This window comes from Candidatus Polarisedimenticolaceae bacterium, from assembly GCA_036275915.1.
GTDB lineage: Bacteria > Acidobacteriota > Polarisedimenticolia > Polarisedimenticolales > DASRJG01 > DASRJG01.
On sequence record DASUCV010000019.1, the window covers coordinates 1 to 21,137 of the forward strand.

At 66.1% G+C, this 21,137-nt stretch carries 32 protein-coding genes; 29 read left to right on the forward strand and 3 right to left on the reverse strand.

The window, feature by feature from the left end:
* The first annotated feature begins 52 nt into the window (after window positions 1–52).
* From VFV19_15845 to VFV19_15865, 5 genes are all read left to right on the forward strand, one after another.
* On the forward strand, window positions 53–415 hold the full coding sequence (locus VFV19_15845) for a transposase (protein HEX4825774.1): 363 nt from the start codon (window positions 53–55) through the stop codon (window positions 413–415).
* Window positions 358–1,227 carry an IS3 family transposase gene (locus VFV19_15850; GenBank protein HEX4825775.1) on the forward strand — a complete coding sequence of 290 codons (870 nt, stop codon included), beginning with the start codon at window positions 358–360 and terminating at the stop codon, window positions 1,225–1,227. The genes VFV19_15845 and VFV19_15850 overlap by 58 nt, the downstream gene beginning before the upstream one ends.
* Before the next feature lie 171 nt (window positions 1,228–1,398).
* Window positions 1,399–1,830 (forward strand): hypothetical protein, encoded by a 432-nt coding sequence (locus VFV19_15855; protein HEX4825776.1) that lies wholly within the window; start codon window positions 1,399–1,401, stop codon window positions 1,828–1,830.
* Window positions 1,831–2,648: 818 nt separating this feature from the next.
* Window positions 2,649–3,350 carry an amino acid racemase gene (locus tag VFV19_15860; protein HEX4825777.1) on the forward strand — a complete coding sequence of 234 codons (702 nt, stop codon included), beginning with the start codon at window positions 2,649–2,651 and terminating at the stop codon, window positions 3,348–3,350.
* Window positions 3,351–3,366: 16 nt separating this feature from the next.
* Complete coding sequence (locus VFV19_15865; GenBank protein ID HEX4825778.1) at window positions 3,367–3,828, forward strand: VOC family protein; 462 nt, start codon at window positions 3,367–3,369, stop codon at window positions 3,826–3,828.
* Window positions 3,829–3,859: 31 nt separating this feature from the next.
* Here the strand turns inward: VFV19_15865 and VFV19_15870 are convergent, their stop codons facing one another.
* Window positions 3,860–5,044, reverse strand: coding sequence for a hypothetical protein (locus VFV19_15870; GenBank protein ID HEX4825779.1), 1,185 nt, complete (start codon window positions 5,042–5,044; stop codon window positions 3,860–3,862).
* A 66-nt stretch (window positions 5,045–5,110) separates the two neighbouring features.
* Between VFV19_15870 and VFV19_15875 the strand changes: the two genes are divergently transcribed.
* Genes VFV19_15875 through VFV19_15890 form a run of 4 tightly spaced genes read left to right on the forward strand, consistent with a single transcriptional unit; the run spans window position 5,111 to window position 8,688 of the window.
* Window positions 5,111–5,821: a DUF938 domain-containing protein gene (locus VFV19_15875; GenBank protein HEX4825780.1), complete on the forward strand. Its 711-nt coding sequence runs from the start codon at window positions 5,111–5,113 to the stop codon at window positions 5,819–5,821.
* Window positions 5,818–6,363 (forward strand): DUF1572 family protein, encoded by a 546-nt coding sequence (locus tag VFV19_15880; GenBank protein HEX4825781.1) that lies wholly within the window; start codon window positions 5,818–5,820, stop codon window positions 6,361–6,363. The genes VFV19_15875 and VFV19_15880 overlap by 4 nt, the downstream gene beginning before the upstream one ends.
* Entirely contained in the window at window positions 6,360–8,255 is a 1,896-nt protein-coding gene (locus VFV19_15885; GenBank protein ID HEX4825782.1) for a propionyl-CoA synthetase, read from the forward strand. The genes VFV19_15880 and VFV19_15885 overlap by 4 nt, the downstream gene beginning before the upstream one ends.
* Before the next feature lie 16 nt (window positions 8,256–8,271).
* A complete protein-coding gene (locus tag VFV19_15890) occupies window positions 8,272–8,688 on the forward strand; it encodes a cupin domain-containing protein (GenBank protein HEX4825783.1) in 417 nt (138 codons plus the stop codon).
* Here the strand turns inward: VFV19_15890 and VFV19_15895 are convergent.
* Window positions 8,678–9,154 carry an SRPBCC family protein gene (locus VFV19_15895; protein HEX4825784.1) on the reverse strand — a complete coding sequence of 159 codons (477 nt, stop codon included), beginning with the start codon at window positions 9,152–9,154 and terminating at the stop codon, window positions 8,678–8,680. The genes VFV19_15890 and VFV19_15895 overlap by 11 nt on opposite strands.
* A gap of 10 nt (window positions 9,155–9,164) precedes the next feature.
* Window positions 9,165–9,566, reverse strand: coding sequence for a metalloregulator ArsR/SmtB family transcription factor (locus VFV19_15900; GenBank protein HEX4825785.1), 402 nt, complete (start codon window positions 9,564–9,566; stop codon window positions 9,165–9,167).
* A gap of 36 nt (window positions 9,567–9,602) precedes the next feature.
* Here VFV19_15900 and VFV19_15905 point away from each other — a divergent pair, with 36 nt between their 5' ends.
* The 20 genes from VFV19_15905 to VFV19_16000 all read left to right on the forward strand — a co-directional run bounded on the left by VFV19_15905 (window position 9,603) and on the right by VFV19_16000 (window position 21,135).
* Window positions 9,603–10,079 carry a hypothetical protein gene (locus VFV19_15905; GenBank protein ID HEX4825786.1) on the forward strand — a complete coding sequence of 159 codons (477 nt, stop codon included), beginning with the start codon at window positions 9,603–9,605 and terminating at the stop codon, window positions 10,077–10,079.
* Window positions 10,076–10,492, forward strand: coding sequence for a hypothetical protein (locus tag VFV19_15910; protein ID HEX4825787.1), 417 nt, complete (start codon window positions 10,076–10,078; stop codon window positions 10,490–10,492). Before VFV19_15905 ends, VFV19_15910 begins: the two co-directional genes overlap by 4 nt.
* 43 nt (window positions 10,493–10,535) lie before the next feature.
* Window positions 10,536–12,269 (forward strand): hypothetical protein, encoded by a 1,734-nt coding sequence (locus VFV19_15915; protein ID HEX4825788.1) that lies wholly within the window; start codon window positions 10,536–10,538, stop codon window positions 12,267–12,269.
* A gap of 14 nt (window positions 12,270–12,283) precedes the next feature.
* On the forward strand, window positions 12,284–12,685 hold the full coding sequence (locus VFV19_15920) for a nuclear transport factor 2 family protein (protein ID HEX4825789.1): 402 nt from the start codon (window positions 12,284–12,286) through the stop codon (window positions 12,683–12,685).
* A gap of 8 nt (window positions 12,686–12,693) precedes the next feature.
* The gene (locus VFV19_15925; GenBank protein HEX4825790.1) at window positions 12,694–13,407 is read left to right on the forward strand and encodes a class I SAM-dependent methyltransferase; all 714 of its coding nucleotides are present in this window, start codon (window positions 12,694–12,696) and stop codon (window positions 13,405–13,407) included.
* A 17-nt stretch (window positions 13,408–13,424) separates the two neighbouring features.
* Window positions 13,425–13,883 (forward strand): GyrI-like domain-containing protein, encoded by a 459-nt coding sequence (locus tag VFV19_15930; protein ID HEX4825791.1) that lies wholly within the window; start codon window positions 13,425–13,427, stop codon window positions 13,881–13,883.
* Window positions 13,880–14,281 carry a VOC family protein gene (locus VFV19_15935; GenBank protein HEX4825792.1) on the forward strand — a complete coding sequence of 134 codons (402 nt, stop codon included), beginning with the start codon at window positions 13,880–13,882 and terminating at the stop codon, window positions 14,279–14,281. The genes VFV19_15930 and VFV19_15935 overlap by 4 nt, the downstream gene beginning before the upstream one ends.
* A gap of 31 nt (window positions 14,282–14,312) precedes the next feature.
* On the forward strand, window positions 14,313–14,636 hold the full coding sequence (locus VFV19_15940) for a metalloregulator ArsR/SmtB family transcription factor (protein HEX4825793.1): 324 nt from the start codon (window positions 14,313–14,315) through the stop codon (window positions 14,634–14,636).
* 2 nt (window positions 14,637–14,638) lie between these two features.
* Window positions 14,639–15,076, forward strand: coding sequence for an SRPBCC domain-containing protein (locus VFV19_15945; GenBank protein HEX4825794.1), 438 nt, complete (start codon window positions 14,639–14,641; stop codon window positions 15,074–15,076).
* The gene (locus VFV19_15950; protein ID HEX4825795.1) at window positions 15,073–15,459 is read left to right on the forward strand and encodes a DUF1801 domain-containing protein; all 387 of its coding nucleotides are present in this window, start codon (window positions 15,073–15,075) and stop codon (window positions 15,457–15,459) included. The genes VFV19_15945 and VFV19_15950 overlap by 4 nt, the downstream gene beginning before the upstream one ends.
* Window positions 15,460–15,529: 70 nt before the next feature.
* Entirely contained in the window at window positions 15,530–16,594 is a 1,065-nt protein-coding gene (locus VFV19_15955) for an AI-2E family transporter (GenBank protein HEX4825796.1), read from the forward strand.
* A 58-nt stretch (window positions 16,595–16,652) separates the two neighbouring features.
* Window positions 16,653–17,036: a hypothetical protein gene (locus VFV19_15960; GenBank protein ID HEX4825797.1), complete on the forward strand. Its 384-nt coding sequence runs from the start codon at window positions 16,653–16,655 to the stop codon at window positions 17,034–17,036.
* Window positions 17,037–17,537, forward strand: a complete 501-nt coding sequence (locus VFV19_15965; GenBank protein HEX4825798.1) for a GNAT family protein — start codon at window positions 17,037–17,039, stop codon at window positions 17,535–17,537. It begins immediately after the preceding gene.
* The gene (locus VFV19_15970; protein ID HEX4825799.1) at window positions 17,534–17,917 is read left to right on the forward strand and encodes a VOC family protein; all 384 of its coding nucleotides are present in this window, start codon (window positions 17,534–17,536) and stop codon (window positions 17,915–17,917) included. The genes VFV19_15965 and VFV19_15970 overlap by 4 nt, the downstream gene beginning before the upstream one ends.
* Window positions 17,914–18,384 (forward strand): metallophosphoesterase family protein, encoded by a 471-nt coding sequence (locus VFV19_15975; GenBank protein ID HEX4825800.1) that lies wholly within the window; start codon window positions 17,914–17,916, stop codon window positions 18,382–18,384. The genes VFV19_15970 and VFV19_15975 overlap by 4 nt, the downstream gene beginning before the upstream one ends.
* Window positions 18,381–18,884 (forward strand): hypothetical protein, encoded by a 504-nt coding sequence (locus tag VFV19_15980; protein HEX4825801.1) that lies wholly within the window; start codon window positions 18,381–18,383, stop codon window positions 18,882–18,884. Before VFV19_15975 ends, VFV19_15980 begins: the two co-directional genes overlap by 4 nt.
* Window positions 18,885–19,559 (forward strand): Clp protease N-terminal domain-containing protein, encoded by a 675-nt coding sequence (locus VFV19_15985; GenBank protein ID HEX4825802.1) that lies wholly within the window; start codon window positions 18,885–18,887, stop codon window positions 19,557–19,559. It begins immediately after the preceding gene.
* 12 nt (window positions 19,560–19,571) lie between these two features.
* Window positions 19,572–20,033, forward strand: coding sequence for a GNAT family N-acetyltransferase (locus VFV19_15990; GenBank protein ID HEX4825803.1), 462 nt, complete (start codon window positions 19,572–19,574; stop codon window positions 20,031–20,033).
* A complete protein-coding gene (locus VFV19_15995) occupies window positions 20,030–20,425 on the forward strand; it encodes a DUF1801 domain-containing protein (protein ID HEX4825804.1) in 396 nt (131 codons plus the stop codon). The genes VFV19_15990 and VFV19_15995 overlap by 4 nt, the downstream gene beginning before the upstream one ends.
* Window positions 20,426–20,493: 68 nt before the next feature.
* Window positions 20,494–21,135, forward strand: coding sequence for an NAD(P)-binding domain-containing protein (locus tag VFV19_16000; protein HEX4825805.1), 642 nt, complete (start codon window positions 20,494–20,496; stop codon window positions 21,133–21,135).
* Window positions 21,136–21,137 lie beyond the last annotated feature (2 nt).

Genomic DNA, 21,137 nt, shown 5'->3' on the forward strand with positions numbered 1-21,137 from the left:
CAGGATCTTCCCTCGATAAAGTAGACACTTCCGCCTAACTAGGGGGTGTCGGATGGGGCGACCGGGCCCGAAGAAAACGCCAAGCTACGGCCTTGAGTTCAAGCGAGCGGCAGTGCAACTCAGTTACCGTCCCGGGATTCAGGTTCAGGCGGTCGCCGAAGCGCTGGACATCCACCCGTACATGCTGTCGCGATGGCGGAAGGAATTCCGCGAGGGACGCCTTCGGCCCAAAACTGGGGTGTCGAAGCAGAAGACGTCGAGGCCGCCAGTGCGAGAAGTTCGCGCACTGCAGGAGCTCGAGCGTGAGCATCGGATGCTGCAGGAGGAGCATGCCCTCCTAAAAAAAGCCATCCGGTTCTGTTCCGAACAAAAGGCGAGACGTTCACGTTCATCGAAGCGCACCGGAAATCGATGAGCGTCGCCCGCCTGTGCACGCTGTTTGGCGTGACACGGGCCGGCTACTACGCGTGGCGGCAGCGCCCCGCGAGTCCTCGCCGGGAACAGGACCGGAGACTTCTTGAGACGATGGAATCAGTTTTCAAGCAGAGTGGCGGGACGTATGGAAGTCCGCGACTCCATCAGGCCCTCGCGACCCAAGGTTTTCGCATCAGTCGCCGACGAGTTGAACGGTTGATGCGGGTCGGTGGATTGAGAGCGCGCGTCGTGCGCGTCTACCGCCGGAAGGCCGGGACACATCGATGGTTCAACCAGCACCCGAACCGTGTGCAGCGGACCTTGGCGACTCGCCGCGATCAGATCTGGGTGGGCGACGTGACGTATCTCCCGGTCGGAGGGCGCTGGTGGTTTCTGGTGACGGTCCTGGATCAATATTCTCGCCGAGTGTTGTCCTGGCGGCTTGGTTCCGTTCGAGACGCACGATTCACGCGTGCGGCGATCGCGGCCGCGATCCGTCGGCGAGGCCCTGAGAGGGGATTGATCTTTCACAGCGATCGGGGCAGTGAGTTTCTGGGCTCAGCGCTCCGTGATCACCTTGAGAAACATGGCGTGTACCAGAGCGTGACTCGAGGTGGCGCGCCGGACGAGAACGCACATATGGAATCGTTCTTTCACTCGCTGAAGGCTGACGTCATTCATGGTCAGCGCTTCGAAAGCGTGAGAGATCTTCGTCGAGAACTACATCGATACGTCAGCTACTACAACCGCAAGCGTCTTCATTCCGCACTGTCTTATCAATCACCAGTTGACTATGAAAAGGGAGCCGCGTAGATCACCTGCGTGTGTCTACCGAATCGAGGGAAGATCCCCCACTCGGCTGTCACGCCGCGTGCAGCGCACGCGTCGCGCCAGCCGGTGGTCGGCTGAACGCATTCGTTAGCGACACACGGAACTCGGATGACTGAACTCGATTCCAGGACTAATCGACCGGCCCTGATTTGGATGACCCAAGCACTCGTGATCCTGTTGTTTGGAATCGTGAGCGTTGGAGCGCTGGCCGCCACCTTCAAGAAGGGTAATTCGGCTGAGGCGGGCTTGCCCGTCCTGAGAGTGGTGATGGGCCTTCTGCTCTATTTCGTTTTGGCCGCTCCGATCGCCTACCTCTTCTATGGCCTCCTGCGTCGGCGACCATGGGCGTGGCGCGGCAGTATCGGATTCGCGATCGTCCTTCTGCTGCTTGTCCTCGTGTCACAACTGGTGCGCTCACAGGGTCCGCTTCCAAAACTCGAGATCGCGCCGAGTCAACGCTTCGGAGCGATGTTGGCCCGGATCACCATTCCGCTCCTCCTGTGCGTGTACGTACTCCGCTTGTACTTCAGTACTAAGGTGCGCGCTTTCCTGGGCGCGCCGCAACGAGCGCAGCATGGTCGCTAACTGCGCGGTCAACGCGCCGCACTCCGTCGTCACGGCGCGTGCTTACTGCGGCACGCGCCGCGCCACCGGGCGCGCGCGTTACCGCGGGCGTTAGACGTCACGAAAGGGGGCACCGCACGCTTCAAGCGCCCGCAAGAAACGCTGCGATGCTCTTCGCCCTTGCATCCTTGTCGGGGTGCGATCTCGTAGGCAGCTATCTCCGCGGCGATAGGTGCGTCATCCCGGGAACCGTGTACCAGCTGGTGGGAACCGACGCTACTCTGAAGCGGTTCGAAAGCTCCCCGTGCGTGACAGTAGGAAGCGAATCTCGTGAGCCGGCGCTTCTCCTGTATGTCTTTGATGTCCGGGACTTGAAACGTGGTGGCTTTTCGAGCATGCAGGGTGGGAGTCAATGGACCCGATACTATGAACGGAGCGATGACGAAGAATTGGAGATCGATACAAGAGCGGGAACTGTGCTTATCAATGGAATGAAATTCAAATTGAAAGATGGGAATCTCTTTATCAAGTCCATGTCAGACATGTGCGCGCCAAGAGCTGCGCAAGTGCGGAGGGCCATCACGCCCACTATGCCCGTCCGCGAGGTCCTCGGGGTACTGCAGTCGGAGCTGAGCGGTGAATGCGGAACGCTGTCGCTCAGGCCGGGACAACGGTAACGTGACGTCTAACTGGCGCGTCAGCCCGTCGCAGGATCTTCCCTCGATAAAGTAGACACTTCCGCCTAATTACGGGGGTGTCGGATGGGGCGACCAGGCCCAGAGAAAGAACATCGTTAGCCGGACAACATCAGGGCGGTCGGTGTCTCAAGAGGCATTCGAGTGAAGGTCATCGGCATCGTCGGTGGAATCGGGCCGGAGTCGACGGTCGATTACTACCGATTGCTTCTGTCCCGCTTCCGTAAAGCCGGCAGCCACGAGACTCCCGGCATCTTCATCAACAGCATCGATCTGTCGAGGTTACTGTCCCTTGCAGGACTGGATGACCGTGCCGGCCTCATCGAGTATTTGCTCGGGGCGGTCGAAGCGCTGGCCCGCGCCGGGACGGAGCTCGCCTTGTTTGCGGCGAACACTCCTCATCTCGTTTTCGACGAGGTCCAGCAGCGCTCGCCGATCGAGCTCGTGAGTATCGTGGAAGCCACGTGCGAGACCGCGCAGGGCATGGGATTGAAGCGAGTCGGACTGATAGGAGCACGGTTCACAATGCAGGGGGAGTTTTACCCGGCAGCGTTCGCAAGGCGCGGAATCGCCGTGGTCGTTCCGGTGGCCGAGGATCAGGTCTACGTTCACGAGAGGTACGTCAACGAGCTGGTGTCGGGAAAGTTCTTGCCTGAGACACGCGCCGGATTCATGGCCGTGATCGAGCGCATGCATCGGCGCGACGGGATCGACGGTGTGGTCCTCGGTGGGACCGAGCTGCCGTTGCTCTTGCGAGACTCCGCGCACCCATTGCCGTTCCTCGACACGACGCAGATTCACGTCGATGCGGTGGTAGCTCGCGCCCTTGCGGACGCAGCCGGCTAACGAGGGAGATACGCAGATGTCCAAAGTGACACCTTTCTTGATGTTCAACGACCAACTCGAAGCTGCAATGGCGTTCTACGCCGCCACATTCCCGGACTCCGAGATCAAGAACGTCGCCCGCACCGGTAAGGACGGCCCCGTCACGTCCGCCGAATTCGTCATCGGTGGTCAGTCCTTCATGGGATACAACGGCGGCCCGTACTTCAAGTTCTCCGAAGGCTTCTCGCTCTTCGTCGACTGTGAAGACCAGGGTGAAGTTGACCTGTACTGGAACAAGCTCGTCAGCGCCGGCGCAACCCCGTCGCAGTGTGGCTGGATCACCGATCAGTTCGGCGTCACGTGGCAGATCGTCCCGAGGCGTTTCATGGAGCTCATCGCCGACAAGAACCCGAAGAAGGTACAGGCTGTGATGGACGCGATGATGAAGATGGTGAAGCTCGACGTGGCGGCATTGGAGAGAGCGTACGATGGCGCCTAGCAGCGATGCTGCCCGGGCCGACTTCCGACCGTCAGTAGATGTGCAGCTTCTCCAGCAGGGATTCCGTGTCGCCGACACACTCCAGCAGGTCTTTGTTGTGCTTGATCATCTTGCTGCGCATGTAGACGCGAAGCCACTGTTTGTAGGCGTACAGCTCGTAGCGATCGAGCAGGTCCGCAAGCGGTAGGTCGCGCTGCGCGAGCAGCCCCGCCAGGAAGATCGCGCATTCGAAGCCCAGCGAGATCGACTGGAAGTACGGCGACCCCATCGCCGCGTCGCCGACCAGGAACACCGGGGAACGGCCGAACGGGTGATCGGCGCTCTGCCAGGCGCGGCTGGTGGCGTGGCGCGCGTGGTAGAGGTCGAGCGGGATCCGGACGATCTCCAGGTCGCCCACGATCTCGCCGTGCGTCTCGTCCTTCACCTTGTCGATGAAGCGGTCCATCGACGCGGCGACGTGCGGGAAGTGGGCGCGAAGCCAAGGGCCGTCGAAGCGCGACGGCATCCGCTCGTACTCGTCGGCGGAGATGCTCACGATGCCGGTGACGTGGGTGAGGGTGCCGTCGTAGAACGTGCGGTTGACCGCGGGGATGAACTTGTAGGCCTGGTTCTCGACGTTCTTGTAGTACTTGCAGTACTCGTTGCAGTCGTACGCCCGTCCGTAGAGGAACGTGACGACGAGCGCGTACTCGAGCCGGATCCGGAGCGTGTTCGCGTCGTCGTCGCCGGGGCCGGGGACGAGCCGGTCCCGGAGCACGGATCGCGTCCCCGTGCAGTCGATCAGGACGTCGCCGGGCTCGAGGCGTGCGATCGCGTCATCCGCGGTGACGACCGCCGGGATGCGCTCCACCCGCTGCGACGAGCGCGCGTCGATGAGATCGCTGAGGGAGCGCTCGATCGTGTTGAGCGGGCAGAACCCCCGCGACCAATCCCGCAGGAGCGACATCAGATCGGGCGGAATCGACTGCCGGAACGCGAGGCCCTCGTCGATCTCCTCGGGAGCGAAGACGGCCTGCACGCTCTCTTCGTCGATGGGGTCGGTGCAGTAGCTCGCGACCGACTCCGCGACGAGGTAGGGCGCGATCTGCACCATGCGGGTCCGCGTGTACTCGCGCCGCTTCTCGTAGAGGTGCACGGAGAACCGCTCGGTGGATTGGAGGAGCGCGGTGAGGAGCAGCCCCACGGGGCCCGCGCCGAGGACGTGGATTCTCGTCATGGCAATCGCCTCGTCAGTCTCTCGCTGGGGGCGTCATGCTAGCCGACCGGCGCGTAGAATCTCGCCATGGTCGAACAACCGCCGGACGAGCCCGGGCACGTCGCCGAATTCGGCAAGGGCGGCACGCCACCTGCCGAGGCCGACGGCCGGCTCGATGCGACGGCTTACCATCGCAACCACATGGCGATCTGGTCGGTGCTGTCACGCTTTCTCCCGGGCCGCAGCGGCGACGTGCTGGAGATCGGCAGCGGCACCGGTCAGCACGTGGTGGAGTTCGCCGGGCAATCGCCGGGGATCACGTGGTGGCCGAGCGACCATCTCGACGGTCACCTCCGCAGCATCGACGCTTGGCGCAGGCACGAGGGTCGCGACAACGTCCAGGCACCGGTCCGTCTCGATGCCGGCGCCAAGGACTGGAAGCTTGCGGAGCATGGGTTGCCATCAGCCTTTGCGGCGATTCTCTGCGTCAACGTCATCCACATCGCGCCATGGCACGTGGCGGAAGGCATCTTCGCCGGCGCGGGGCGCCATCTCAGTCCGGGCGGCAGGTTGTTCCTCTACGGCGCGTTCCGCCGCGATGGCGCGCACAATGCGCCGAGTAACGAGGCGTTCGATGCCGGCCTCCGGCGCGACAACCCGGAATGGGGCGTGCGCGACATCGCCGACCTGAGGAAGCTTGCGGAGGCGAACCGGCTCAGGCTCGCCGAGCTGGTCGAGTTGCCGACGAACAACGCGACGCTTGTCTTCGAGCGGATCGGAGAGCGAGGTCACCCATGAACGGCACCGCTTACCTCACCGACGTCATCGAACGCTTCCGGGAGCTGCGGCGGCAGTGCGACCGCGCCATCGCTCAGGTGGCGTACGACCAGTGGAGCCACCGGCTCGATCCCGGGTCGAACAGCATCGTCACGCTCATGCTCCATCTGTCGGGAAACATGCTCTCCCGCTGGACCGATTTCTTGACCACCGACGGAGAGAAACCGACGCGCGACCGCGACTCGGAGTTCGAGGACCCGGCATCGCTGTCGCGAGAGGACCTGCTGGCGCGATGGGAGCGGGGCTGGGCGTGCCTGTTCGACGCTCTCACATCGCTCGCCGAAACCGACCTGGACCGCGACGTCACCATCCGCTCGGAGCCTCATTCGGTGGTCGAGGCGATCAACCGCCAGCTCACGCACTACGGCGCCCACACGGGCCAAATCGTATTCCTTGCGAAGCACCTCGCCGGTCCCAAGTGGCGCACGTTGAGCATTCCTCGCGGGGGCTCCTCGGCCTTCAACGAGCAGCTCACGAAGGGCAAGTCGGGAGGGTCCCGGTGAAGACCGGATATCGGGAAACGTACGATCGTTGGCGGCGCGACCCGGAGCGATTCTGGGCGGAGGCGGCGGAGGCGATCCACTGGGAGCGGAAGTGGGATCGCGTGCTCGACGACACGAAGGCGCCCTTCTACCGGTGGTTCACCGGCGGCGTGCTCAACACCTGTTACAACGCGCTCGACGTGCACGTCGACCGCGGCCGGGGTGAGCGAGCTGCACTGATCTACGACAGCCCGGTCACCGGGACGATGAAGACCTACACCTACCGCGAGCTTCAGGGCGAGGTGGCGCGGTTCGCGGGCGCGCTCGCCGCGAGCGGCGTGGGGAAGGGCGACCGCGTCATCATCTACATGCCGATGGTGCCGGAGGCGGTGGTCGCGATGCTCGCCTGCGCGCGTATCGGTGCCGTGCACTCGGTCGTCTTCGGCGGATTCGCCGCGCACGAGCTGGCCGCGCGCATCGACGACGCGAAGCCGAAGGTCGTCGTCAGCGGGTCGTGCGGCATCGAGCCGGGGCGCGTCGTTCCCTACAAGCCGCTCCTCGACCGCGCGATCGAGATCGCCACGGCGAAGCCGGAGCGGTGCGTGATCCTCCAGCGGCCGCAGCTCGAGGCGTCGATGGTCGCGGGGCGCGACGTCGCGTGGTCGGAGTTCGTCGCCAAAGCGCGGCCGGCGGAGTGCGTCAGCGTCGCCGCGACCGATCCGCTCTACATCCTCTACACATCCGGCACCACGGGGATGCCGAAGGGCGTCGTCAGGGACAACGGCGGGCACGCGGTGGCGCTGAAGTGGAGCATGGGAAGCGTCTACGGCGTCTCGCCGGACGAGGTGTTCTGGTCCGCGTCCGATCTCGGCTGGGCCGTCGGCCACTCCTACATCGTGTACGGCCCGCTGCTGCACGGGAACACCACGGTGCTCTACGAGGGGAAGCCCGTCGGCACGCCTGATCCGGGAGCGTTCTGGCGCGTGGCGTCGCAGCACGGTGTGAGCGCGCTCTTCACGGCGCCGACGGCGTTCCGCGCGATCAAGCGCGAGGATCCCGAAGGCACGCACATGCACCGGTACGACATGAGCCGCTTCCGCACGCTGTTCCTCGCCGGCGAGCGTTGCGATCCGGACACGTTGCTGTGGGCGGGCGAGAAGCTGGGCGTTCCCGTCATCGATCACTGGTGGCAGACGGAAACGGGCTGGCCGGTCGGAGCGAACTTCGCGGGCCTCGGACTGTTTCCGGTGAAGCCGGGGTCGTGCGGCAGGGCGGTGCCCGGCTACGACGTGCGCGTGCTGGGCGACGACGGGCACGACGTGCCCGCAGGCACCACGGGCAATATCGTCATCAAGCTTCCGCTGCCGCCGGGCTGCCTTCCGACTCTCTGGAAGCGCGACGATGCGTACCGCGACGGCTACCTGACCGCGTTCCCCGGCTTCTACAAGACCGCCGATGCGGGGTTCATGGACGAGGAGGGCTACATCTCGGTCATGAGCCGCACCGACGACGTCATCAACGTCGCGGGGCACCGCCTCTCCACCGGCGTCCTCGAAGAGGTGCTCGCGGCGCACCACGACGTGGCGGAGTGCGCGGTCTTCGGCGCGGCCGACGAGATGAAGGGCGAGGTCCCGCTGGGGCTCGTCGTCCTCAAGGCCGGTGTCGCCCGGCCTCCTGCGGAGATCGTTGCGGAGCTCATCGAGATGGTGCGCGAGAGGGTGGGGCCCGTCGCGTCGTTCAAGGTGGCGACGGTCGTGAAGCGCCTTCCCAAGACGCGGTCGGGAAAGATCGTCCGCGGGACGATCAAGCACATCGCAGACGGGACGCCCTACCACGTGCCGCCGACGATCGACGACCCCGCGATCCTCGACGAGATCAAGGCCGACCTCGCGTCGCTCGGTTACCCGAGATGAGCAAGGGAGACATCGAATGAATCGAGTCATGGCCCTGGCCGGAGTCTTCGCAGTCGGAATGGTGGCGGGCAGCGTCGCGAACGAGCTCGTCCACGCTCAAGCTCCGCCCTACGAAACGAAGCAGGTTCTTCAATCAGACTTGAAGAACCTTCCGGGTCAGGAAGTTGTCGTCTTCGAATCGACGTGGCAACCCGGAGCCCGGCTGCCCCTGCACTTGCATCCGAACGGCCACGAGATCACGTACGTCGTCGAGGGAGAACAGACGTTCGAGATCGAAGGCGTCGGGACGAAGGTGGTGAAGGCGGGGGAGGCGATCTACACGCCTCCCAACACCCCTCACTTCGGTCGCAACGCCACCGACAAGATCTCGAAGACCGTCGTGATCCGGATCAAGGACAAGGACAAGCCGGTCATGGTCGAGATCAAGAAGTAGCGAATAGCTCGTCGAGCTGCTCGAACTGCTCGACCATCCCGCCGCTCGTGCTGCCGGAGGCGACGGCATCGTCGAGGGCTTGCTTCGAGGGGTAGAGGTCGGTCATGACGAGGTGCGTCTTGCCGCCCTTCTCTTCGAAGGTGACCGTGGTGACCGCTCCGCCGTCGCCACCCTCGTCGTTGGTCCAGACGAGGCGTGCATTCGGTATCACTTCGACGTACGTGCCGAAGAACGGCATGGGCTCGGGGAAGTCGGGGTGGCGGAACACCAAGCGGTAGGTGCCCCCGACACGAACGTCCATCTCACACGAGAGCAGGGTCATGCCGAACGACTTCGGTACCCACCAGCGTTTGAACAGCTCGGCCTTGGTCCACGCCTCGAACACGATGCGCGCCGGGGCATTGAAGGTTCGTGTGACGACGAGCTCACGATCGGACTTCCGTTCCGACGTCGTGCGGTTCGTCATGGCCGTGGCCTCACTCTCTCTTCTTGCGTCCATCGATCTTCTCCTTCAGTTTCAGCTCCTCGACAACCCTGTCCAACTCGTCAAATCGTGCTTCCCAGCGCTGGTGGAACCTCTCGAGCCACGCCGTCGCTTCCTCCAACCGGCGTGAGCCGAGCTTGCAGGTCCGCACGCGCCCAACCTTCTCCGTGGAGACGAGCCCGGCCTGCTCCAGGACGCCGACGTGCTTCTTCATGCCCGTGAGGGTCATGTGGAACTTCGCGGCGAGGTCCGTGATCGAAGCGTCGGAGCGTCCGAGCTGCTCCAGAACGCCGCGCCGGGTGGCATCCGACAGCGCGGCGAACGCGACATCCAGCCGGGCTTGTACATACTGAACCATACGGTTCAGTATACGGTGAGGTGGGACGGCATGCAAGGGGTATTAAGATGCGCGAGGAGGTCATGTCAACGCATGAAACCGACTCCCAGTGCGCAGCTTTCCAAGCTGCTGTCGCGGTTCCCGCCCGAGATCGTCGCTCTGGCGAAGCGCACTCTGCCGAAGCTCCGCCGCGCCTTCCCCGGCACGTACGAGCTCGTTTACGACTACGCCGGATCGCTCGTGGTGTCGTTCAGTCCGACGGAGCAAGGCTATGAGGGCATCGTCGCCCTTTCGATCGATCCGCGGAGAGTACGGCTGTACTTCGACAAGTCGCTCGCCGACCCGAAAGGTCTCCTCGAAGGCGCCGGCAGCAAGGTGCGCAGCGTGACCCTCGAGGCCGCATCGCAGCTCGATCGCGGGGATGTCCATGAGCTCGTCGCGGCCGCGATCGAGCATAGCGGCGTCACGTTCACGCGCACGGTCGCGACCCGCATGATCTTCAAGTCGGAGGCGAAGAAGTCGAAGCCAACGAAGTCGAAGAAGGCGATGAAGAAGAGTCCCAAGAAATGATCGAGGGGCTCATCGGCGCCGCGGTCGGTGTCGTCACCATCGTCGTGGCACGCGTCATTCGCGGGCAGCAATGGTTGTATTCCATAGGGCTGCTGACGCTGCCGAGCTTGTACGCGATGTGGGCGCTGCGGGCCGGGGAGCACGCTCTCGCCTTCAAGGAGCTGATCTACGGCGTTCCGTTCCTCGTCGCCGGCGTCGCCTTCGCCTTCGTGAGCGTTCGGTTCTCGGCGGTCGCGGTCGGCGTCCTCTGGATCCTTCACGGACTGTACGACTTGACGCACGCGCGGTTCTTCACGAACCCGGGCGTTCCCGGTTGGTACCCCGTGTGGTGCTTCGCGGTCGACCTCGTCGTGGGCGCCTACGTTCTCTGGCTGGCCGGCCGTCTCCCCAATGGCGATCTTCGCAAGGCGTGAAGCCGTGAATTGACCGTAGATTCTCCGGAACAGGGGGCACGCCGTGACACGCATCATCATCGCCGCGATCGCGCTCACGATTCCCGCGGCCGCTCACGCCGCCGGTGTGACGAACGCCGCCGACGACCGGCGGACCGGGTGGTACCCGGACGAAGCGTCGTTGTCGCCGTCGTTCGTCGCCGGAGCCGGCTTCGTGCAGCAGTTCTCGACACCGGTCGAGGGGCAGGTGTACGCGCAGCCGCTCGTCATCAACCGGTCGCTGTTCGTGGCGACCGAGGAGAACTGGATCTACCGTCTCGATCCGGAATCGGGGGCGATCCTGTGGAGCCGCCAGGTCGCGCCGCCGTGGAACCCGGCGGACATCGGGTGCGGCGACCTCACGCCGTGGATCGGCATCACGGGCACACCGGTCGTCGACGAGTCGACGAACACCGCCTACTTCTTCTCCAAGACCTACGCGAGCGGGACGTCGGGGCCCGCTGCGTGGTTCGCTCACGCGGTCGACCTGATCACCGGCGACGAGAGGCCCAACTTCCCCGTCGAGATCTCCGGGACCGCGCAGAACAGCCCGCAGATGTTCGACGCGGATGACGAGCTGCAGCGCCCCGGGCTCCTCCTCATGAACGGCATCGTCTATGCCGGATTCGGCGGGCACTGCGACATCGCTCCGTGGCAGGGGTGGATCGCGGGCGTGTCGACGAGCGGCGTGCTCAAGGCGCTCTGGACTTCGCGTGGGACGCTGGGCGGGAACGGCGCCGCGATCTGGCAGTCGGGCGGAGGGCTCGTCTCCGACGGTGCGGGGCGCATCATCGTCGCGACCGGGAACGGCGGCTCGGCGGGAGCGCAGATCCCGAGCAACGCTCCTCCCGCGGATCTCGGAGAGGCGGTCGCGCGCCTCAACGTGCAGGCCGACGGGACTCTCGCCGCGGCGGATTTCTTCTCGCCCTGGAACGGGCCGGCGATGGACGTCGCCGACGCCGATCTCGGATCCGGGGGGCCGATCGCGCTTCCCGACGCGTACTTCGGGACGACGGGCCATCCGCATCTGGCGCTCGAGATCGGGAAGCAGGGGATCCTCTATGTCCTGGACCGCGATGTGCTGGGCGGGTGCCAGCAGGCGACACACAAGAAGGACGACGTCATCAACGAGATCTCCGGGCTGACCGGCGTGTGGGCGCGTCCGTCGTGCTGGCCGGGCGACGGCGGTTACGTCTACTTCCCGACGAACGCCGCGCCGCTGCGCGTCATGAAGTACGGGCTCGACAGCCGCAGCAACCCAACCTTCACGCTCGTGGCGAGCTCGACGGACAATTTCGGATTCGGGTCGAGCTCGACCGTCGTGACGAGCAACGGAACCACGAGCGGCTCGGCGCTCGTGTGGACGGTCTTCATGCCCGACGGCTCCGGCGTCAACGCAGCGTTGCGTGCCTACGACGCGGTCCCGTCCGCCGGGGCACCGGTGCTGCGATACTCGGCGCCGGTGGGAACCGCGTCGAAGTTCAACCCTCCCGGGATCGGATTCGGCCGCGTCTACGTCGGCGCACGCGACGGCCACGTGCTCGGCTTCGGACCGGTGCCGATCCAGATCCACGCCGACAAGGCCGGCGGGAGCCTTCATCTCTCGTGGACCGGCGGGAACGCGCCGTTCACGCTGCGGCGCGCGGAAGATCCGGACTTCAAGGTCAACCCGGTGACGCTCGTCGATCACCAGGCGGTGACCTCGTTCGACGACCCGGCGCTATCCGACGGCAAGACCTACTACTACGACGTCCGCTGAGCGAAGAGGAGTCCATGGACAACGTGAGTTTTCTCAAGAGTCTCTACGAGGCGTTCGGCCGCGGCGAGATCCCGGCCGTGCTCGGGGCGATGAGCCCGGACATCAAGTGGTATCAGGCCGAGAGCAACCCGTACCGGCCCAGCGGCGAGCCGTGGGTGGGACCGGACACGGTCCTGAACAGTCTCTTCGTCAGGCTGGGTTCGGAGTGGGACGGCTTCACGGTTCATCCCAAGTCGTTTCACGACGCGGGCCGCAGCGTCATCGTCGAGGGCCGCTACACCGGCAAGTACAAGGCGACCGGGAAGAGCATGGACGCACAGGTCTGCCACGTGTGGGACATCAAGGACGGCAAGCTCACCAGATTCCAGCAGTACATGGACACGGCGAAGGTCCAGGACGTGATGGGGGCCAAGTAGCCTCCGGCATGCAGATCGTTCGCCTCAGGTCGGTCGGTCGACGTCTGTCGGAGGCGGGCATCGCCCTCTTCTTCCCCGGCGGACATCGTGTTTCCGGAATCATGTGGTCGGTCGAGGGCTACCTCTTCCCTCAAGAGGGTGTGTTCCTCTACCAGCTCGGAAGGTCGATCTCTGCGGGCCGTCCCATCGTGGAGATCGGATCGATGCGAGGCCTCTCGACGTGCTGCCTCGCCGCCGGCATCGTCGCGTCGAAGGCACCCGGCCGGCTCGTCTCCATCGATCCGCACCTGTACCGCACCGAGGCGGAGCTTCGATACAACCTGCGGAAGATGCGCGTCGACGAAGTGGTGGACGTGCGGGTCGCCCGTGCCCAGGACGTCGCGCGCGAGTGGACCGAAGAAATCTCGGCGGTCTTCATCGACGGCGCGCACGATCTCCCGAGCGCCACGCAGGACTTCGAGACGTGGAGCCCGCGGGTCCGGCCCGGGGGCTTCGTGTTGATTCACGACTCGACGCCACTGAGCAAGTTCCCGGGCCCGGCGGCCATCGCGGATGCCGAGCTCAAGGTCGGTCCGCGGTTCGACCTGGCGGGCCGGATCGGCAGCATCAGCTGGGCGAGGGTGCGCGGCGGCGACGGCTGGGCGCCGCGCTTGTTCGGCTCGTCGGCCGTCGATGCCCTCATCGGGCTCGCGAAGAGAGGACGGAACGTTCCGGGGGGATGAGCGGTAGGATTCGTCACGTGAGTCATGAGGTCACCCTCGAGAACGTGACCGCCCGGCACGTCGCGGCGGTGCGCGACCGCCGTCCGTGGACCGAGCTCGGTCCGAAGCTCATCCCGCTCCTCGACCGCGTCTACGTCGCCGTCCGCGCAGGGCAAGTGGTTCAGCCGGGCCAGAACCTCTTCATCTTCCGCGACGGATCGGACGACGAGGTCACGGTCGAGATCGGTGTCGAGATCGCCTCTCCGCTCCGCGCCGTCGACGGCATCGTCTCGACGACGACGCTCGCTGGGGAGGTCGCGCGGACGTTGCACACCGGTCCCTACTCTGGTCTCCGCGATGCGCATCAAGCCGTGCGCCGCTTCATTCGCGAGCACGGCCGCCGGCACGCGAACGTGTGGTGGGAGGTTTACGGCCACTGGCAGAATGATCCTGCGAAGCTGGAGACCGAAGTGTTCCACGCGGTGCTGCCGGCGTGAGCACCGCGAATCTCAACGCAATCTGGCCGTTCTTCATCGTCAAGGATCTGCACGCGTCGATCGCCTTCTATCGGAAGCGCCTCGGCTTCCGTCTCGAGTTCGAGGGCCCGGAAGGCGACCCGTACTACGCGGGCGTGACCCGGGACCGGGTCGGCATCATGCTCAAAGCGATCGCTCCCGATGTGCTGCCGCAACCGAATCGGACCCGTCACGCGTGGGCGCGGTGGGATGCCTACATCTCCGCGGCGGATCCCGATGCGCTGTTCGAGGAGTTCAAGCGGCAAGGGGTCTCGTTCGTGAAGGAATTGTCGTTCATCGACGACGGCCTCTGGGGGTTCGAGATCACCGATGCCGACGGGTACGTTCTCGCCTTCGCTTGCCTGCGGAATCCTGCTTGACAATCCATAAGCATGTGCTTATAGTTTGTTCATGCAGAGCGCGGCGGCAGAGAACAGGATCTTCCAGGCGCTCGCCGACCCGAGCCGCCGCGCGATCCTGAAGTCGCTCATGGGCGGCGAAGCGGCGGTCAAGGACCTGACGGCCCGCTTCGACATCACGCAGCCGGCCGTCTCGCAGCACCTCGCGGCGCTCAAGGGCGCCGGCCTCGTGAGCGACCGGCGCGAAGGGCGCCTCGTTTACTACCGGGTCGATCCGCGCGGGATGAAGCCGCTCATCGACTGGCTCGCGCACTACCGCAGCTTCTGGACGGAGCACGTGCGCCGCCTGGAGAAGCTGCTCGAGAGGATGGACTGACGATGGTCACCGACAAGACGGCCCCTGGCCAGACCGAGACGATCGAGATGGAATTCGACCTCCCTCATCGGCCCGAGAAGGTGTGGCGCGCGCTCACCGATCCCGAGCTGCTCCGCGAGTGGCTGCTTCCGGTGATCGGATTCAAGGCCGAGCCCGGCGCGGAGTTCATGTTCAAGACGCAGCCGTACCCCGGCTGGGACGGCACCGTGAGCTGCCGCATGCTTGCGATCGACGAGAACCGGTCGCTCCGCTACGCGTGGACGGTGCCGTTCCTCGAGACGGTCGTGACGTTCACGCTGGCGCCGACGGCTTCGGGGACGCGCCTCACGCTCGTGCAGACCGGCTTCAAGGCCGAGCAGAAGCGCGAGTCGGGCGGAGCGCGCTACGGCTGGAAGATGATGGGCGGCAAGCTCGCCGACCTGCTCGGGAGGATCGCATGAAGAAGACGACCGCATCCGCCGCCAAGCCGGCTTCGAAGATGATCGACGCCAGGATCGAAGAGCTCGGCGGCTGGCGCGGTGCGATGCTCGCGAAGCTCCGTGCCGTCGTGAAGGCCGCCGACCCCGGCATCGTCGAGGAGTGGAAGTGGGAGAACCCCGTGTGGTCGCACGACGGGCTCATCTGCACCGGCGAGGCGTACAAGAAGGTGGTGAAGATGACCTTCGCGAAGGGCGCGTCGCTCGACGACCCCTCGAAGCTCTTCAACTCGAGCCTCGACGGGAACGTGCGGCGCGCGATCGACTTCCACGAAGGCGAGAAGGTCGACGAAAAGGCGCTCAAGGCGCTCATCCGCGAGGCGGTGGCGCTCAACAAGGCGAAGTGAAGACGATGCCGGAGTAGACTCGTTGACTTCGCCGGGCGTGCGCCGCCATGATGGTGCGGCGAGGCACCCCATGAACGCAAACGAGCAGCGCGACTCCTCCCGCTCGATGGACTTCGTGATCCGCGTCGGCCTGATCGGCGGGCTGGCGGTCCTCTGCTACCAGGTCCTCTCGCCGTTCCTCATGCTCGCCGTCTGGTCGATCATCCTCGCGGTGACGTTGTATCCGCTCGACCGTTGGCTCGCGCGGAAGGTCGGCAAGCAGTGGCTCGCCTCGACGCTGATCGTCGTCATCGGCGTCGTCCTCATCGTCGTTCCGACGGCGCTCCTCATGAGCTCGTTCGCCGACTCGATCCGCGGGTTCATCGACTCGGTGCAGAGCAACACGATCGAGATTCCCGCACCGCGCGAGTCCGTTCAGGAATGGCCGGTCGTGGGCAACAAGATCTACGGCGTATGGGCCAAGGCCTACGAGGACCTTCCCGCGTTCGTGCAGAGCATGCAGCCGAAGATCGGCGAGCTGGCGAGGCGCGCGGTCGCGATGATCGCGAGCATCGGCGGCGGCATTCTGCTCTTCCTCGCGTCGTTCATCGTCGCCGGGATCCTGATGGCGTACGGCGAGGCCGGGGCGGGCGCGAGCCGCGCGATCTTCCGCCGCGTCGCGGGGCCGGCGAGGGGCGACGCGTTCACCAAGCTCTCGACCGCGACGATCCGCACGGTGGCGCAGGGGGTCGTCGGCGTCGCCGCGATCCAGGCGATCCTCATCGGGATCGCGCTCCTCATCGCGGGGATCAAGGTGGCCGGCGCGCTCGCCATCGTCGCGCTCGTCCTCGGGATCGCCCAGGTACCGGCGCTCATCGTCACGCTGCCGGTCATCATCTACATCTGGACGAAGGGCGACTACGGCACCGGCGCCGCGATCACCCACACGATCGTGCTCCTTGTGACCGGCATGGCCGACAACGTCCTGAAGCCGCTTCTCCTCGGGCGCGGCGTCGATGCGCCGATGCCGGTGATCCTCTTCGGCGCCCTCGGCGGGATGGCGGCCCTGGGCATCCCGGGGATGTTCGTCGGCGCGACGGGGCTGGCGCTCGGGTACGAGATCTACAGGGAATGGGTCGCGGCGGATCCGACCTGAATTGAGGGAAGAAACCCGCTAACATCCGCGCCGTGACATCTTTCAACGGGGAGGGAAGATGAAAGTCCTTGCGCTCGCGGCCGTCGCCGCCCTGTCGCTCGTCAGCGGTTCCATGGCGGCACAGCCTGCCGGCGGCGTGCCGTTCAGCATGTTCGCCATCACCAACACGCAGAGCGTTCCGATGAAGGTGACGCTCGAGGCGCCGGCCGGCACGGTCGTCTACGGCCCGGTCGAGGTCGCCGCCGACGGCAGCCTCTCGATCGACCCGAAGGTGACGAACATCGTCTCGGCGCGCGTCGTCGTCGAATACAAGGACCACGGCTCCGAAGGCCAGACGGTGACCTTGGGCGGCGAGAAGAACAAGCTCTACATCAAGACGCTCATGGCCTCGGGCGGGATCGGCAGCGTCAAGGTGAGCGACGTCACCGGCTCGAACCCCTAAGTGTCTCGCGTCCTGATCCGGCCGCCCGTGCCCGCCGACATGAACGAGTTCGTGACGGCGGCCAGGCGGAGCCGGCGGTTTCACCGGCCGTGGGGAGCGGCCCCCGACACGCCGGCGAAGTTTCGCGCGTACCTCGCGCGGACGCAGCGGCCGACCCACCGCGGCTTTCTCGTTTGCCGCAGGGACGACGGCGCGATCGCCGGCGCGATCAACATCTCGGAGATCGTGCGCGGGAGCTTCCGGAGCGCGTACCTCGGCTACTACGTCTTCAAGGGGTTCGAACGGCAGGGGTACATGACGGAAGGGCTCCGCGCGGCGGTGCGCCACGGCTTTCGCGTGCTCCGGCTGCATCGCCTCGAGGCGAACATCCAGCCGCGGAATGCCGCGTCGCTCGCACTCGCGAAGCGCTGCGGCTTCCGTCGCGAGGGGCTGTCGCCGCGTTATCTCAAGATCGGCGGCCGTTGGAAGGATCACGAGCGTTGGGCCATCCTGTCGTCATGAGCCGGGCCGGTGCGGTGCTGTACGCCAAGGATGTCGATCGCGTGGCGTCGTTCTACGCGGGCGTCGCCGGTCTGAGCCTCCGCGCGGAGGCGGGGCACGCCGAGCTCCACGCGCCCGGCTTCCGCCTCGTGGTCGTGAAGATCCCGGACGCGATCGCGCGCACGATCTCGATCGCGAGCCCGCCGGCTCCTCGCGAGAGCACGCCGATCAAGCTCGTCTTCCCCGTGGCGAGTCTCGACGAGGCGCGCGCCGCCGCATCGCGGCTCGGCGGCGCCATGAACGCCGCGGAGAAGGAGTGGCGCGACGAAGGGTGCCGGGTGTGCGACGGTCACGATCCCGAGGGGAACCTGTTCCAGCTCCACGAGATCGGCCGCGCATGAGCGCGCCCACGCGCCTCGGCCTGATCTCCGACACGCACGGCCTCCTCCGCCCGGAGGCGCTCGAGCTGTTGCGAGGGGTCGATCACATCGTGCACGCGGGCGACGTCGGCGATCCCACGATCCTCGAGGCGCTCGGCGTCATCGCCCCGGTGACGGCGGTGCGCGGCAACGTCGATCGCGAGCGCTGGGCCGAAGCGCTCCCGGAGACCGAGATGATCGAGCTCGGCGGTCTCACCGTCTACGTCCTCCACGACCTCGGGCGGCTCACCATCGATCCCGGCGCCGCGGGAGTCGGCCTCGTCGTCTCCGGCCACTCGCACAAGCCGCTCATCGAGCAGAGGCGCGGCGTCCTCTACGTCAACCCCGGAAGCGCGGGGCCGCGGCGCTTCAAGCTGCCGATCACGCTCGGAGAGGTCGTCATCACGCGCGGCGCGCCCTCGGCGCGGCTCGTCGAGCTGTGCGCATGAAGCCCGCGGCAAAGGTCGCGCTCATCGCGGGCGGCTACGTCGCGGCGTGGCTCGCCGCGAAAGCGGTCGTCGCGATCCACGGCGCCGGCCGTCACGGCGCTGAAGCGATGAACGTGTTCGGCGACAGCCTCTACTTCCTGGCGGCGTTCGGGCTCGTCGCGCTGATCCCCACCGCCGTCGCGCTGATCTCCCTCCGCCCGTATCCGAGATTCTGGCTCGGGCTCACGATCACCGGCGTCACGCTCGCGACGAGCGGCCTCCTCGCGGTGACGGCGTTCCTCCTCGCGCGCGGCGGCCGCATGGGACCGTTCATGCAAACGGCGGCCGGCCTCTCCGTGATCCGGATCCTCGCAGCACCGCTCGTCACGCTGCTCCTTCTCGTCGCCGGCGTCACCGCTCCCACGCGCGGGTGGCGGATCGCGCTCCTCGTCTCCGCTGCGGTCGAGTGCGTGGGGTTCGCCTGCGTCGCCACGGTCTGGTCGCTCGGCTTGAGGTTCTAGTTGGACGAGCGCGTCGTGCTCCGGACGTTCCTCACGCGCGTCGAAGCGGAAGCGGCACGCGCGCTCCTCGCGGGCAGCGGCGTCGAAGCGTTCACGACCGGCGACGATTGCGGTGCCGTCGATCCCGCCCTCTCGTTCGGTCGCGGCGTCCAGCTCCTCGTCGCGCGCGACGACGAGGCCGCCGCCGAGGAAGTCCTGGCGGCGGAGCTTCCGAAGGACGACGAGGCGGACCTGGCCAGCTTGGCGGAGCACCTGATGCTCCCGATGTCGGAGCGGTACTCGGCGCCCGCGCTGCGCTCGCTCTTCGAAGCGCGACGCCTCGCGTTCGTCCACGGCGCGAGCACGATCGGCACGACCCACCTGCTCGCGGCGATCCTCCGCCACCACGATTGGGGCACGACGAGGCTGCTGACGAAGGCCGGTGTGGACGTCGGCGCCCTGCGTCGTTCCCTCGGCGGGCCGCCCGCGGCGGAGCCTCAGGAGAAGCGCGAGATCCCGTTCGACGATGCCGTGAAGAAGGTGCTCGCGCTCGCGGGCGAAGCCGCCGGCACCCCGGGAGAGGCGACGATCCAATCCGCGCACCTGCTCCAGGGACTGCTTCTCGTCGAGCAGGAATCGGGCGGAGGACCTCTCATCGCCCATGGGGCGACGTTGGACGCGTTGAGATCGAAGTAAACTCCGCCCCTCATGCCGACGACGATCGACGCAGAGCGCCCCGACACCGACGACGCGAAGGCGCTGATCGTCGAGCTGGACGCGCACCTCGATGTGCTCTACCCGAAGGAGAGCCGCCACGGGTACAGCGTCGACAAGCTCCTCAAGCAGAACGTCGCCTTCTTCGTCGTGCGGCACGACGGGACGCCCGCGGCGTGCGGCGGCATCGAGCTCGTTGGAAGCGAGTACGGCGAGGTCAAGCGGATGTACGTGCGCCCGGCGTACCGGGGCCTCGGCCTCGGGAAGCTCGTGCTCGAGCGTCTCGGAGAGCACGCCGTGTCCCGCGGGATCGCGCTCCTGCGTCTCGAGACCGGCATCCATCAGCGCGCGGCGATCCGCCTCTACGAGGGCGCAGGATTCACGGAGATCGGTCCGTTTCCTCCGTACGTGCCGGATCCCCTGAGTCGCTTTTACGAGAAGAGGATCGACGCGTGAAATCCAAGACGATCGACGAGTACCTCGCGGACGTCGAGCCGGAGAAGCGCCGCGCGCTCGGGGCTCTCCGCAAGACGATCAAGAAGCTCTACCCCGGCGTCGAGGAGTGCATCAGCTACGGGATTCCCGCATTCCGCTTGAACGGCAAGCTCCTCGTTTGGTTCGGCGCCGGTGCGCACCACTGTGCCCTCTATCCCGGCGGCGTCGTCGAGACGATGAATGACGAGCTCCGGGGCTACGAGACGAGCAAGGGCACAGTGCGCTTTCCGCCGGGAAAGCCGCTCCCGGCCGTTCTCGTCAAGAAGCTCATCGATGCCCGCCTGGCTCGCGGGGGCGTCCGGAAAAAAGCTACGGGCCGCGCTCGCGCTTCCTCGCGCGGCGGCCGACGCTGACCTCTCCGCGTCCCTCGCGCCGTGGGCGCGCGCATGGGCTAGGATCGTTTCCCTCGGAGGGTACGTCCATGCACACCGTCGGCGTGATCGGCTCGGCGAGCGTCGGTCAGACGTTGGCCGCGGGATTCAAGAAGCACGGCTACGAGGTCAGGATCGGGAGCCGCGACCCGTCGAAGCTCGCGGAGTTCTCAGCGAAGAGCGAGATCCCCGCGGGGACGTTCGGCGAAGTCGCCGCGTGGGCCGACACGATCGTCCTCGCGGTCAAAGGGTCGGTCGCGGAGTCGGCGCTCGGCGAGGCGGGCGCCGCCGCGCTCGCCGGCAAGGTTGTCATCGACACGACGAACCCGATCGCCGAGGGCCCGCCGGTCGACGGCGTGCTCCAGTACTTCACCGGCCCGAACGAGTCGCTCATGGAGCGGCTGCAGGCCGCGCACCCGAAGGCGCGGTTCGTCAAGGCGTTCAACAGCGTCGGCAACGGTCGGATGGTGAATCCGTCCTACCGCGGAGGGAAGCCGACGATGTTCTACTGCGGCAACGACGATGCCGCGAAGGCGGACGTGAAGACCGTGCTCGAGCAGTTCGGCTGGGAGCCCGCCGACATGGGCCGCGCCGCAGCCGCACGCGCCATCGAGCCGCTCTGTCAACTCTGGTGCATCCCCGCCTTCTTGCGGGGCTCCAGGACACACGCTTTCAAGGTGTTGTGGGAGTAGCG